We start from the raw sequence: 12,444 nt of genomic DNA, 5'->3' as shown, positions 1-12,444 counted from the left end.
TTTTTTATACTGCATGTTTCGTCGCGTCGCCACCAGCGCCGGCTACTTTGTAATCCGTACGAGACGATCATGACAGCCTTTTAGACCGGACTGGCGTTTCGGTGATTAGCCAGCCGAGGAATCTGGCGCGTCGTCGACCGATGGTGGAACCACGCGGTGATGGCGGCATTGTTGGAAGGCGCGGCTCGCGATGGAGACTGGAATTGAAAGATCGCGAGAACTGGCATCTTACCGAAGACATCGAATATGAGCATGGGCGCGGCGATCCCTTTGCAGCCGCCGTTCGCGCCACCCGTATGTCCATGATCGTTACCGATCCGGCGCAGCCCGACAATCCGATCGTCTTTGCGAACGAGGCGTTCCAGAAGCTGACCGGCTACGACCGTGATGAGATCATCGGCCGGAATTGCCGATTTCTGCAGGGACCGCAGACTGACCAGCAGTCGATCTCGAATGTGCGCGAGGCGATCAAGGCCGGAGAAGACATCGCGATCGATCTCCTGAACTACCGCAAGGATGGTTCGACCTTCTGGAACGCCCTTTATCTCAGCCCAGTCCGGTCGAAGGAAGGCGAGATCAAGTTCTTCTTCGCCTCGCAGATGAACGTAACGGACCGCGTGGACGCACAATCGCGCGTCGCCGAGCAGAAGCAGTCGGTTGAGCGTCAAGTCAAAAGACGCACGGCCGATCTCGAGGCCGCGATCGAAGCCCAGAACGTGCTCCTGCACGAAGTCGACCACCGCGTGAAGAACAATCTCACGATGATAGGTTCGATCCTGCGTCTCCAGCTTCGCGAGATCGATGACGAACGGACGGCCGGCAAGCTTCGCTCGATGATGGAGCGGATCGATGCGCTGGCCGTCGTTCACCGCAAGCTCTATCAGTCTAACGATGTGACGAAATTCGATATTGGCGCGTTCGCTGCCACCCTTGCGACCGATCTCGTCCATGCGTCCGGGCGAAAGAACATCCATTTGCGCACCGACATCCGGAAGGCCGAAGTGCCGGCCGGCTACGCGGCTGCCCTCGGGCTGGTGATCAACGAACTTCTGGCTAATGCGATCGGTCACGGCATGACCGGTAGCAACGGCACAATCGATATTTCGGCTGCCACGCACGGCGAGGACGTCATCATATCGATCAGCGATGATGGTCCAGGTTTCAACTCGCTCGATCGCGGGATCGATGGTCTTGGCCGCCGGATTGTCGAACGTCTGGCGAAACAGTCATCTGCTCATGTGGAATGGGAAAACCGTGCCCCCGGTACGAAAGTCTCCCTCATTGTATCGGTGCGTTCATGAAAAATCGTCCTACCCCTCCGTTGCGTGTCCTGATCGTCGAGGACGAGCCGCTTCTGGCCATGGATATCGAGTTCATGGTTGAAAACGAAGGGCACAAGGTCATAGCCGAAGCCGCGTCCCTTCACGATGTCGAAAGTCTGGAGGACAACGCATCGCCCAACGTGGCGTTCGTCGACATCCAGCTTGCGCAAGGCACCAGTGGTCTCGACGTCAATCAGCTCATCCAGAAGCGCTGGCCGGATACGATCATCGTGTTCGTCACCGCGAATCCGAAGAAAATACCGGATGATTTCGGCGGAGCGCATGGCGTAATGTAACGCGACACTTCATATGAGGATGGCGGGGTAAGGCGGGATTGGCCGGGAACAGCCGGGACAAACCGAGACAGCGCAAGGGATTGAGGGCAGCGGAGGCCTTCAGCGGCCTAAAACCGCCGCGTCATTTCATGTGCGGCAACTAGTCATCGATCAAGCGCCGGCTTACCTCGCCAGCTATAACGTTGAGGGCACGCTGCATGTTGTCGATGCAGTCCGTCCGGCTAGGTACATTTAGGGGGCGCTTGTTGATTGCCGCGCCCGCATCACGAAAGTCGGCTTGTGAGTATCCCTTGCCTTCAAGCTCGATCCAGGCAGCTCGTACCGCTCCCCTAAGATGGGCTTCATCGTCGAAGTGAGCTGCACAGTCGCGGGCAAGAGACACCATGGCCAGAGCCGGCTCGTCGTTGGCTGCTGCCTTGCCGGTATGCATAGAAACCGGCAGTGCGACGGTCAGGCAGGCAATCAATACGAATCCACGCATCGTCATCCTTCGCATGTCAAATCGATCTGCCATGCCACATGACACGGCCAGCGATATGCACTGCTGGCACTTCGTGAGGCTCAATCTCCTCATCGATGCCCGCAATCTTATTGTCACTGGATATGATCAAGCCACCATTACGCTTTAGAAACAAACGTTTAACGAGCAACACGCCGTTGTAGGTTAGGCAGTAGATTCCGTTGTCTACCGCTTGCTCGATAGCTGTCTCGACGATCAGCATGTCTCCATCACGGATGGTTGGCTCCATAGAGTCGCCTTTCGCGGTCAAAATCCGCGCCGATGAAGGGCGAATTTGCCTCGCACGAAGCCACTCTGCCGAGAAGGCGACGTACTCGTCGACCTGTTCGCTATGGACGATTGCACCAGCGCCTGCAGCTGCCTCGACACTGATCCGAGGTAGAAGGACTAACGCAGCATCTTGCTGATCCTCCCGCTTATCATTCGATACACGAAGCCGGCGCACAGCTGAGCTATGCCCGCGCTTCTCTCCCAATCCAGTTGCTAGCCAGTCCAACGTTACGCCTCCCGCGCGTGCCAGACCCACTACAACCGACACTGGGGGCTCATGTCCAGCGAAGTATCTGGACAGTGATTTCCAGCCCTTGCCTGACGCGCGCACTGATTCGTCCTGACCAATCGCTTTGACGACAGATCTTAGGCGATTTCCGCGTTCCTTGTCGAAAGTGGGAAGGTCGTTCCCACTTTCGTCCGAGCTCGCGTCAACATCAGAAGGTGTTGAAAGCATTTAGACAATTTCCTCTCAACAGCCCAAAGCAAGATGTTGGAAGTGGGAACCAACATATTGGTTGCCGTTACCTAACATTTGACCTATCTTCCGTTACACAATCCGTTGACCACACCCCGAAAGAAAGCCGGCCTGCCAGCCAGCGTCACCGAGGAGCCCAAATGAAGCGAAACGTCGCGACGCCACCAGCCGAATGGGACCGCCATTCGATTAAGGCGGAAATCCATCGGCGCGGCATGTCCCTCAGCGGAATTGCGCGCGACGCCGGGCTTTCTGATAGTGCCTGCCGCCTTGCCCTCATGGGACTTAATCGAAAGGGAGCCGACGCAATCGCTGTTGCGCTGGATATCCCCTTCGACACGCTGTTCCCGACCGACTGGTACGTTCGCTCGCGTTCGAGCCATGTGAAACCTACCCCGAAGAACGGGGAAGAGTCCCGGCAAAAGCGCGCTCAGCCCACAGACGAAAAACGTCGGTCGGTGGCGTGATGGCGGCAATGTTAACCATATTCGCCCCCGCGCTGTTCTTCGCGCCGATCGCGATCCTTGTCACCGCCGCCCTCTTCAACGCTCACCGCGAGCAGCGCCGGCCATGACCGACACCGTCGACGTGTTCCTCTCCCGCGCAACGACATGGGCCCGCACCTTTCCGGAGGCAACGCTCACCATGCCCGCGCCGGAACTGGCCGTCGACGACAAAGCCCGCATCCATCACGAACCCTCGACCTGCAAACTCGTCCGCGCACGCATGATCCAGACGGCAAGGCTCGCCCTGCGTGTGCCGGCCGCCAACACACCTGATCTTTTTCAGTCTACCGGGAGACCCGAATGCCATCCATGATTTCCATCGCCTCGATCGACGCTGGCAACCGCCTGCGTGCACTCGATCCAGCCTGGGTAAAGCTGCTCTCCGAGGAGATCGGCACAGAAGGTCTGCAGGAGCCAATCCGCGTCGTCGAGCGCGGCGATCGTCACCAGCTCGTTTCCGGTGCCCGGCGACTTGCAGCCGCCCAGACGCTTGGCTGGAAAGAGATCAGCGCGACGGTCATCCCGGCCGCCGAGCTTGCCGACGAAGCGTCGGTGCGTCTCGCCGAAATCAAGGCCGATATGTTGCGCGGCGATCTTACGGTGCTCGATCGAGCCCGTTATCTTGTTGCCTGGCGCGATGCCTACGAAACTCTTCATCCCGCAAAGCGCGGCCGGAAGGCCGTCGATCTGTCGCTCGACGAAAAGAGTGCACAATGTGCACTCATTTTCACGGACGCCGCTCAAGCCGCTCTCGACCTCAGCCGGCGCACCATTTTTCTGCTGCTGAAGATCGCCTCGATCGACGGGCAGGCCGCGACGAAAATTGCCCTCCACCCGTCTTCCGACAAGCGCGGCGAACTGCTGCTTTTGGCCGAGCAGTCCGCTGCGATGCAGATGGCCGTCGCGGATATGCTGACATCCGAGCCTGCTACGGCGCAGACGGTCGTCGATGCCTTGCTGCAGCTGGGCACAGTGCCACCAATCAAGCCGGAGCCGGTCTACGCGAAACTCTCGGAGCGCTTTTCCAGACTGCCAGAACGCGAACGCTCCGCCTTTCTGGAGATGAACGAGAGTGAAATCCGCCTCTGGATCGCCAAGCGCGATGAACGCGCGAGCAAGGCGGCCTGAGCATGACGCGCCACCGCGACCCCCACACCAAAGATTTGTTCGCATGGGAACCCGAGCGGGTGACCGTCGCCTATGCCGACGAGGTGAAGGGTCGCGGCGATCTCGATAGCCAGATTTCGCGTGTCATCGGACAGGCGCTGCGCGATGCGAAAGATGCGGGCATCACCCGCATGGACGTTGTCGGCCGCATGGCGAACTGGCTCGGCCGCAAAGTCTCCGACGATCAACTCGACAAATGGGCGAGCGAGGCCAGCGGTGACAGGCGCATCCCATTAGATGCCTTTCTCGCCCTCGTCCATGCAACAGGTCAAACGGAGCTACTCGGCTTCGTTGCCGGCCTCTTCCGCATGGCGGTCGTGCCCGACCGTTACGTTGATCTGTTCGAACTGCATCAGCTTGAAGAGCATAAACGCGAGGTTGAAGCTCGTGCCGCCGCCCTCCAGGCGAAGATCCGGAGGAAGTCATGAGAGAGTGGCTCACCCCGCAGGAAATCGCCGACGCTCGACTGCCGCAGCTGCCTCTCACGAAGCGTGGCGTCAATGACCTCGCCGAGCGTGAGGGTTGGAACGCCAACGAATTCCATGCTCGCAAGCGCGCCGGCCGTGGCGGCGGCATGGAGTACCATATCCGTCTTCTGCCGACGCTGGCGCGTGTTGAGTACCACTCCCGCCATATTGTCGTCGGCTCACCCGCAATGCCGGCCGCAGCGAATGACGAGCCGACCAAACTACCGCAAGTTCCATCCGGCGGCCGTGCCGGGCTTGAGCGTGATGCACGCCTCGCCATTGTCGCGCAGTTCGAGCGGTTCCGGAAAGGCACTAACCTGCGTGTCCGGCAGGCGATGGCCATTTTCAGCGCCGACTGGAACATGGGCCGCATCAAAGCCGATCCGTGGATCATGGACATCGTACCGAAGCTTTCGCGCGGCTCGCTGGAGCGCTGGGCATCGAAGAAGCGGTACGGCCAGTCGCTTGCGGTCGATCGTGGTGCGGCGCGCAAAGGAACCGGCATTCTCGACACCGCCGAAAATGGCAGCGTGCGGGCCTTTATCCTCGGCATCATTGCCCATCAGCCGCACCTGCAGGCCGACCAGATACGCGATCAGGTTCGAGCCGAGTTCGGCGATGCGTTGAAGGTCGTTTCAAAGGGCTGTGAAAAGCTCGTTTCGGTGCCGCCGATCCGCACTTTCCAACGCACCATCGCCGAGCTGAAGGACACGGAAAAGGTCGTTCTCCTGAAACTGACCAATCCGGACCATTTCCGCTCCACCATGAAGCTGGCCGGCGTCGGCACGTTGCGGCACATCACGACGCCGAACCATCACTGGCAGATTGACGCCTCGCCGGTCGACGCGCTTTGCACAGACGGTCGGCATTCGGTCTATGTCTGCATCGACATCGCCACGCGCCGCGTCATCATCCTCGTATCGAAGACGCCACGTGCCTCGGCCGTCGCCCTTCTTATTCGCAAGGCGATCATTGCCTGGGGCGCGCCGGTCGAGATCAAGACGGACAACGGTTCGGATTTCACGGCGCGATCCACCAAGCGCCTTCTGGAAGACGATCTGAAGATCGACGTACAGACGTCGGACGCCTTCTCGCCCGAGCAAAAGGGCTTCGTCGAACGCGTTATCGGATCGTTCCAGCGCTCGGCGGTCGGCCTCGTTCCAGGCTTCGTCGGACACAGCGTCTCCGACCGCAAGGCGATCGAGAGCCGCAAGTCCTTCGCCCAGCGCCTTGGCGAGGACGATGCCGACACTTTCGCAGTTCACTGCACCGCCGCCGAACTGCAGGAGCATTTCGATGCCTGGGCAGAGCATAAATATCAGCACGCCATCCATTCCGCGCTGAAGCGGACGCCCTTCGAGGTCGCCGCGTCAGCCGATTACACAATCCGCCGCGTCGACGAGCGAGCGCTCGATGTCCTGCTCGCGCCGATCGCCGGTGGCGATGGCACCCGCATCATGAAGAAGACCGGGTTCCGGGTGGACAATTACCATTATCTGACCGGCTCCGTTCTGCCGGGCACCCGCGCTCTCGTTCGCCACGATCCGGCCGACAAGGGACGTATCCGCCTCTTCAGCGTCGTCGACGAAAGCTATCTTGGCGAGGCTATTTGCGCGGAACTCGCTGGCATCAACCCGGCCGACTGGGTGAAGGCGCAGCGCGAAATCCAGTCCGAGATCATTCGCGAGAAGACGCGCGAGATCGAGAAAGTTCGTCGCGGCCTGCGCAGCGGCCCCGCCCTCATTGAGCGGGCGCGCGAAGTCTGGCTGCGCGACAAGCCGAACGTCGTGGCCCTGCCAAAGCGCGAAGAGCAGCACGTCACACCCGCCATCACAGCCGCACTGGACGTCGGTCGTCCGGACGTTGCGCCTCCTCCCAGCGATGAAACGCGCGCAGCCCAGCTTCGACTGATCGAGGAAATGAGCCGTGCTGACGACGCCGAGCTGGAACGTCGCACTAACGACCTCGTGAAGCGCCGCGAGCGCGAGATCGAGGCCGAGCGTACCGCCCACATCCCCGCCGAGACGAACATCGTCGCCATGCCTGAAACGCCAAAGCAGCGGTACCGCCGCGCCGTCGAGTGCCGGCGTCTTGCCGAAATCGGCCAGTTGGACGGCGTCGATGGCATCTGGCTCGGCCGGTACGAGCAAAGCGCAGAGTTCAAGGCGCAGAGCGCCATCCATGAAGATTTCGGGGACGCGTACCTGTCCTGAAACGACGATCGGCCCGGCGCTGGAACGCTGGGCCGACCAATAGAAACCGCTGCGTGGCGGGAAAGCACGAGGAGAATGATGACAGATTTCCTGAAAGTCAATCGGCCCGCACCGCTGAAGAACGTCGCTGCGTTCTCGACGCTGTTGCAGAAGATGGTCGACCGTGATGCCGATCTGCCCGGTCTCGCCTGTTTCCATAGTCCTTCGGGCTGGGGAAAGACGAAATCGGCGGTGTATGGCGCTAACCGCTATCGCGCGGCCTATGTCGAGTGTGGGCAGTTCACGACGGCGCGTTCGCTGCTGTCGTCGGTACTGCTGGAACTCGGTCAGCCGAAGCCGCGCGGCACGATCGAGGACATGAAGAACGAGGCGATTATGCTGATGGTCGCCGATAACCGCCGTCCGCTCATCGTCGACGAGGCGCATTTCGTTGCCTCGAAGCGGTTCGTCGACGTGCTTCGCGAACTCTCCGACAAGAGCGGTGCCCCGGTCATCCTGATCGGCGAAGAGACTTTGCCGTTCGCGCTCTCGAACTTCGAGCGCGTGCACAACCGCGTGCTCGAATGGCTGCCGGCGCAACCCTGCGATGCCGAGGACTTCGATCTCCTGGTTACGGCCAGGTGCCGAGGGATCAAAGTCGCTCCTGACCTTGCTGCCGAGATACTCGCGCAGACGAAGGGGAACACCCGCCGCATCGTCGTCAACCTCTCTCGCATCGTCCACCTCGCCCATGAGCGCGGCCTCGACACAGTCGACCTCGCGACCTTCGGCGGCCCGGCCGGTGTCAACGCGACCCGTATACCAACGCCGAGGAAGGGGTTCTGATGAGCTACGATCCCCTTTCAATCGACGTGTATCCACCGCGCGGCCGCGACGGGCTTTGGCGCATGCTGCTCGACCTCGACGCAAAAGGCCCATGGTCCAACGGCGAGGCCATGAATGCGACAAACCTTAATCGTGGCACCGTTGCAGAATGGCTCGCCCGATTGCGCAAGGCGGGCTTTGCGGAGCAAGTCGGCGAGCGTCCTCACCATCGCGGGGCACCGGCCATCGCGCTCTACCAGCTGACGCGCCGGCCGATCGAAGCTCCCAGGGTATCGCGTGACGGCACCATCTTGCCGGAACTGCAGATCGAGTTGCTCTGGCGCACGATCAAGATGCTCAAGTCATTCTCGATCGACGAGCTTGTCGCTGCCGCGAGCGCCGACGATCGCACGATCCACCGCAACTCGGCCGACAGCTATGTGCGTGAACTGGCCCGTGTCGGCATTTTGGCGAAATCCGGCCCTCTACGCGCACGCCAGTTCAGGCTGCTGCGTAATGTCGGTGCGCTCGCCCCCAAGCTGCTGACGTCCAAGGTGGTCTACGACCCCAACAGCCATGCCGTCATCGGCGAAGCAACCACGCGCGAGGTAGCGTCATGAACCCGCGCCAGCTTTTCATCGAGAAGGCCGAGGCCGCATGGTCGCCGGCTCCTGAGTGGGTTCGCCTGCTCGCGGGCGAAGCCGACCGCATCGGTCAGCCCGCAACGGCAAAGCTAATCGACTATTCGGCCGCCACCGTCAGCCAGGTCATTTCCAACAGCTACGGAGGCAACCTCGCAAAGGTCGAGGAAATGGTGCGCGGCGCGCTGATGGGGGCGGTCGTTGATTGTCCCGTCCTCGGCGAGATCGGCCGCAACCGCTGCCTCATCGAGCAGGACGAGCCGTTTAGGGCGACGTCCGCCTTCCGCGCCCAGCTCTACCACGCCTGCCGCTCAGGCTGCCCGCACTCGCGTCATGGGAGAAACTGACATGGCCGATATCGCAAACAAGAACCTTTCCGACGTTTCCGACGGCCTGCGTGAACTGCGTAGTCGCTTCGCCGACTTCGAGAGCAGTGGCGTTATGCTCGAAGGTCAGGCCGTCCGCACGATGTGCGCCCAGATGCGCGAGCTGCAGAAGAAGGCCCGTCTTATCGAGATGGAAATCTCACGCCGACGCTGGAATGAGCGGCAGGACGACAGCGATAAGCATGCCGCGCAAGACCTCATGACGGCCATTTCTCGGCCCGGCTCGAACGTCCATCTGTTCCCGGTGATCGCTCGGCCGTTCAGCGATGGTCGGCAGCCAGGCGGTGCAGCATGAGCGTCGAGAAGCTTATCGCCGCTGCTGATCGGGTCGACGTCATCGACGTTGCCGGCCGAGTCATCGCTGCCCCTCGCCGAAATGCAGTCTCAGTCACTGCCGCCGAAGCGCTGGCTCTCTGCCACGCGACAGAGCGTTTTTGGGCGGTTGCGCTCGAAGCGGATCTGCTCGTTCGGGCGCTCAAGATTCCGATCACCGGCAACGACGAAACCGATCACACACGTGACCACGCCATCCAGACGCAGATGGCGATGGTCTCCAGCCTCATGGCCGCGATACGCGGCGAACAGGAGAATGAACATGTCTGAAGCACTGACCGCCTGCATCCTCGAAGAACAGCCGGACGCCGGCACCACGCTGGTCAACGGCAAGCCCTATATGGCCGACGCCAAGGGCGCGCTCGTCCCGGCTGAGTTGGTGAAGGCACAGGACAAGCTGCAGGACGAGACCGTCCGCAAGATCATCGCGCATGCCAGAAACCTTTCCGCGCAGATTGCCCGCTTCCGTGGTCACACGATGACGGACCTCGGCGAGTTCGACGCGATCCTCGACCAGGAATATGGCGGCCGCTCGCGATCGAGCGTGAAGGGCAACCGGACCTATCAGTCTTTTGACGGGCTTTTGAAGGTGCAGGTGCAGACGTCCGACATGGTCGATTTCGGGCCGGAGCTGCAGGTCGCCAAGACCATCATCGACGAGTGCTTGAACGAATGGTCCGACGACAGCCGGCCAGAAATCCGCGCCGTCGTCACCCGCGCCTTCAACACTGACAAGGAGGGCCAGATCAACCGATCGGAGATTTTCACGCTCCTGCGGCTCGACATCGAGGACGAGCGCTGGAAGCGGGCGCAGGCCGCGATCCGTGACGCGATGCGCATCGTCGGCAGCCGGGAATATGTCCGGTTCTACGAGCGCGACCGGCCGGACGGCCAGTGGCGCGCCATCACCATCGATCTGGCCAAGGCATAGGTGGCGGCGATGCTTACCTATCACGTTTCTGCCGACCTTTTGGAGCGAGCGCTCGACGTTCTGCGCGATAGCCTCCAAAGCGAAGTCGAATGCATTTGCGAACTCGTCGCCGTGGCCGACGACTTTGAGCCCGTGCCGGAATCCGCCACGGCCGAGGAAGCAAAGAGCGCAACCGCGTTGCTTGCCCTTGTCCGGGATTTCGAAGCCGTCACTTCACGGCCGGCGGAACACACGCATTCCCAATGGCTGGACGATCTCATCGACGGAACATGGTTTCTGACTCCTGAGGAGAACCCGTTTCGATGCGATGATCCAGTGAACCTCCAGGGCTCCGGCCCCGGCCCGATCGAGCCGAGGGAGACTTGAGCAATGGGCGAAATCCTTCTCATCGGCGCGACCGGCGCTCTCGCCCTGGCGCTGCTTGTCCGGGCCTTCGCCCGATGGCGCGGCAGCGACATGCGCGGCGAAGAACGCTTCCTCGAAAACCCGGATCATTGGGGGCGGCAATGAGCGATCACGAAATCTATGACGCCAATTCCCGTCGCCGGCCTCTCGATGAGCTGGGCTGGACCGACTGCAAATGGCCGGTCAACCGCTACGAGGATGATGGCCGGCATCTGTTCTGCGGCGCGCCCAGCGCGATCGGATCGTCCTACTGCACCCACCATCGCATGCGCGCGAAGGGTTCGGGCACCGAAGGCGAAAAGTCGGCGGCGCGTGACCTTGTGAGAGCCGCATGAGCGCGGCGTGCTGCCCCAGCTGCGGCCAAAAGTTGCCGATCGATGACGCGCTGCGGATCGATGAGGCGGCCGGCATCATCGTCAACGCAGGCCAGTTCGCCGTCCTGACCCCGCAGGAAAAGACCCTCTTCCAGAAACTGCGTTCGGCTGGTGGCCGGTTGGTCACCAGGCAGTCCCTGCTCGAAGAGCTTTACCAGCTCGAAGCGCACGAGCCGGAGATCAAGATTGTCGACGTCTACGTCTGCAAAATCCGCAGGAAGCTGAAGCCGCTCGGTCTGACCATCCTGACCGAATGGGGCAAGGGCTACCGCTTCGTGCCTGTCACCGAGAGGAAATCAGCATGAACGAGATCAATCGCGAGATCGGCGAACGGCCGTCGCTCGAATGGGTGTCTGTCGAGGCGATCGACGTAGACGGCAACTACCAACGCGAACTTAAATCGAGACTGGTCGACAAGATTTTGCGCTCATTCAGCTGGGCGAAGTTCGGCTCGATTGTCCTGTCGCGTCAGGATGATGGCCGATACTCCGTCGTAGAGGGGCAGCATCGCTGGAAAGCCGCCTCCCTTCATCCGGACATCGATACCGTTCCGGCGGTCATCGTCAGCCATGACGATGTTGCCGGCGAGGCTGCAAGCTTTCTCGCAATCAACCGCGACCGGATGGCCGTAAGCTCGGTCGAGCAATATTGGGCAGGCTTGACTGCAGGCGATCCGAACATCCTCGTCATATCGAGTGTTTTGAAGTCGGCCGGCTGCGACGTTGTTCCCGAGCAGGGCCACTACCGGCCGAACCTCACAAACTCGATCAGTGCCATCGACCGCTGCATTAAGCGTTACGGCGATGCAGCCACAAAGCGCGCGCTGCTCGTCGTGCGGGGTGCCTGGCCGAAAGAGCCGAAGGCGCTTCGGGGAATTCTCATCACCGCTTTGGCTCGCATCATCAAGGCGAATGGCAAGGCCGTTGCCGATCAGGATCTGATCGCGGCAATCCGAAATGAAAGCATCGCAACGCTTACTGGCCATGCCGAGGCGTTTCGCAAGCTGTCCGGCGGTTCCTCGGAAACTGCCCTCTCGAAGACGATCGCCGAACTCTACAACAAGGGCAGACGCGTCAATACGATCTATTTCGGGGAGGCACGGTGATGCAAGACCATCCCTGTTTTTCATGCACGTTGCCGGACTGCGACGAGACCAGCCCGCGCTGCCGCGTTCGTCAGCTGTCCAATCGCGCTAGGGGCAAAGGGGGCCGCCAGCGCCAGACAGAAGCCGAGGTCATCGCAAAAAATCTAATCCACGATATTTGGTGCATCGATCGCGCGGCAGAAGCGAGCGAAGGCGGTCGGCCGTTCGTCCGGCATGGCAAGACTTA

20 protein-coding genes are annotated in these 12,444 nt (G+C 61.1%); 18 read left to right on the top strand and 2 right to left on the bottom strand.

Annotation, left to right across the window (positions count from 1 at the left end):
• Positions 1-203 precede the first annotated feature (203 nt).
• Complete coding sequence (locus ACX82Z_RS11510; protein ID WP_459588876.1) at positions 204-1,301, top strand: PAS domain-containing protein; 1,098 nt, start codon at positions 204-206, stop codon at positions 1,299-1,301.
• Positions 1,298-1,618 (top strand): response regulator, encoded by a 321-nt coding sequence (locus ACX82Z_RS11505; protein ID WP_459588875.1) that lies wholly within the window; start codon positions 1,298-1,300, stop codon positions 1,616-1,618. Before ACX82Z_RS11510 ends, ACX82Z_RS11505 begins: the two co-directional genes overlap by 4 nt.
• Positions 1,619-1,757: 139 nt before the next feature.
• Here ACX82Z_RS11505 and ACX82Z_RS11500 read toward each other — a convergent pair whose 3' ends face one another.
• Together ACX82Z_RS11500 and ACX82Z_RS11495 are read right to left on the bottom strand one after the other, a co-directional pair.
• The gene (locus tag ACX82Z_RS11500) at positions 1,758-2,099 is read right to left on the bottom strand and encodes a hypothetical protein (protein WP_459588873.1); all 342 of its coding nucleotides are present in this window, start codon (positions 2,097-2,099) and stop codon (positions 1,758-1,760) included.
• A gap of 16 nt (positions 2,100-2,115) precedes the next feature.
• On the bottom strand, positions 2,116-2,865 hold the full coding sequence (locus tag ACX82Z_RS11495) for a S24 family peptidase (protein ID WP_459588871.1): 750 nt from the start codon (positions 2,863-2,865) through the stop codon (positions 2,116-2,118).
• Between the two features lie 161 nt (positions 2,866-3,026).
• On the opposite strand from ACX82Z_RS11495, the gene ACX82Z_RS11490 reads away from it, so the two are divergent.
• From ACX82Z_RS11490 to ACX82Z_RS11415, 16 genes are all read left to right on the top strand, one after another.
• Positions 3,027-3,353, top strand: a complete 327-nt coding sequence (locus ACX82Z_RS11490; protein WP_459588869.1) for a helix-turn-helix domain-containing protein — start codon at positions 3,027-3,029, stop codon at positions 3,351-3,353.
• Positions 3,354-3,456: 103 nt separating this feature from the next.
• Positions 3,457-3,705 carry a hypothetical protein gene (locus tag ACX82Z_RS11485; protein ID WP_459588868.1) on the top strand — a complete coding sequence of 83 codons (249 nt, stop codon included), beginning with the start codon at positions 3,457-3,459 and terminating at the stop codon, positions 3,703-3,705.
• Positions 3,693-4,520: a ParB N-terminal domain-containing protein gene (locus ACX82Z_RS11480; RefSeq protein ID WP_459588867.1), complete on the top strand. Its 828-nt coding sequence runs from the start codon at positions 3,693-3,695 to the stop codon at positions 4,518-4,520. Before ACX82Z_RS11485 ends, ACX82Z_RS11480 begins: the two co-directional genes overlap by 13 nt.
• A gap of 2 nt (positions 4,521-4,522) precedes the next feature.
• The gene (locus ACX82Z_RS11475; protein WP_459588865.1) at positions 4,523-4,987 is read left to right on the top strand and encodes a hypothetical protein; all 465 of its coding nucleotides are present in this window, start codon (positions 4,523-4,525) and stop codon (positions 4,985-4,987) included.
• Positions 4,984-7,239 (top strand): transposase, encoded by a 2,256-nt coding sequence (locus ACX82Z_RS11470; protein ID WP_459588864.1) that lies wholly within the window; start codon positions 4,984-4,986, stop codon positions 7,237-7,239. Before ACX82Z_RS11475 ends, ACX82Z_RS11470 begins: the two co-directional genes overlap by 4 nt.
• Before the next feature lie 75 nt (positions 7,240-7,314).
• Positions 7,315-8,064, top strand: a complete 750-nt coding sequence (locus ACX82Z_RS11465) for an AAA family ATPase (protein WP_459588863.1) — start codon at positions 7,315-7,317, stop codon at positions 8,062-8,064.
• Complete coding sequence (locus ACX82Z_RS11460) at positions 8,064-8,663, top strand: hypothetical protein (RefSeq protein ID WP_459588861.1); 600 nt, start codon at positions 8,064-8,066, stop codon at positions 8,661-8,663. The genes ACX82Z_RS11465 and ACX82Z_RS11460 overlap by 1 nt, the downstream gene beginning before the upstream one ends.
• Positions 8,660-9,031: a transcriptional regulator gene (locus tag ACX82Z_RS11455; RefSeq protein ID WP_459588859.1), complete on the top strand. Its 372-nt coding sequence runs from the start codon at positions 8,660-8,662 to the stop codon at positions 9,029-9,031. The genes ACX82Z_RS11460 and ACX82Z_RS11455 overlap by 4 nt, the downstream gene beginning before the upstream one ends.
• Before the next feature lies 1 nt (position 9,032).
• The gene (locus tag ACX82Z_RS11450) at positions 9,033-9,365 is read left to right on the top strand and encodes a hypothetical protein (RefSeq protein ID WP_459588857.1); all 333 of its coding nucleotides are present in this window, start codon (positions 9,033-9,035) and stop codon (positions 9,363-9,365) included.
• Positions 9,362-9,673, top strand: a complete 312-nt coding sequence (locus ACX82Z_RS11445; RefSeq protein ID WP_459588856.1) for a hypothetical protein — start codon at positions 9,362-9,364, stop codon at positions 9,671-9,673. Before ACX82Z_RS11450 ends, ACX82Z_RS11445 begins: the two co-directional genes overlap by 4 nt.
• The gene (locus ACX82Z_RS11440; protein WP_459588854.1) at positions 9,666-10,334 is read left to right on the top strand and encodes a DUF3164 family protein; all 669 of its coding nucleotides are present in this window, start codon (positions 9,666-9,668) and stop codon (positions 10,332-10,334) included. The genes ACX82Z_RS11445 and ACX82Z_RS11440 overlap by 8 nt, the downstream gene beginning before the upstream one ends.
• 9 nt (positions 10,335-10,343) lie before the next feature.
• Complete coding sequence (locus ACX82Z_RS11435) at positions 10,344-10,700, top strand: hypothetical protein (RefSeq protein ID WP_459588853.1); 357 nt, start codon at positions 10,344-10,346, stop codon at positions 10,698-10,700.
• Positions 10,701-10,703: 3 nt separating this feature from the next.
• Positions 10,704-10,844, top strand: coding sequence for a hypothetical protein (locus ACX82Z_RS11430; RefSeq protein WP_459911948.1), 141 nt, complete (start codon positions 10,704-10,706; stop codon positions 10,842-10,844).
• Positions 10,775-11,074 carry a GcrA family cell cycle regulator gene (locus ACX82Z_RS11425; RefSeq protein ID WP_459588851.1) on the top strand — a complete coding sequence of 100 codons (300 nt, stop codon included), beginning with the start codon at positions 10,775-10,777 and terminating at the stop codon, positions 11,072-11,074. Before ACX82Z_RS11430 ends, ACX82Z_RS11425 begins: the two co-directional genes overlap by 70 nt.
• Before the next feature lie 32 nt (positions 11,075-11,106).
• Entirely contained in the window at positions 11,107-11,418 is a 312-nt protein-coding gene (locus ACX82Z_RS11420) for a winged helix-turn-helix domain-containing protein (protein WP_459588849.1), read from the top strand.
• On the top strand, positions 11,415-12,218 hold the full coding sequence (locus ACX82Z_RS11415; RefSeq protein WP_459588847.1) for a DUF6551 family protein: 804 nt from the start codon (positions 11,415-11,417) through the stop codon (positions 12,216-12,218). Before ACX82Z_RS11420 ends, ACX82Z_RS11415 begins: the two co-directional genes overlap by 4 nt.
• Positions 12,219-12,444: the final 226 nt, after the last annotated feature.

This window comes from Aliihoeflea sp. PC F10.4, from assembly GCF_054612275.1.
Note: the sequence above shows the minus strand (reverse complement) of the source record. Positions and strands in the feature narration are given on the sequence as shown.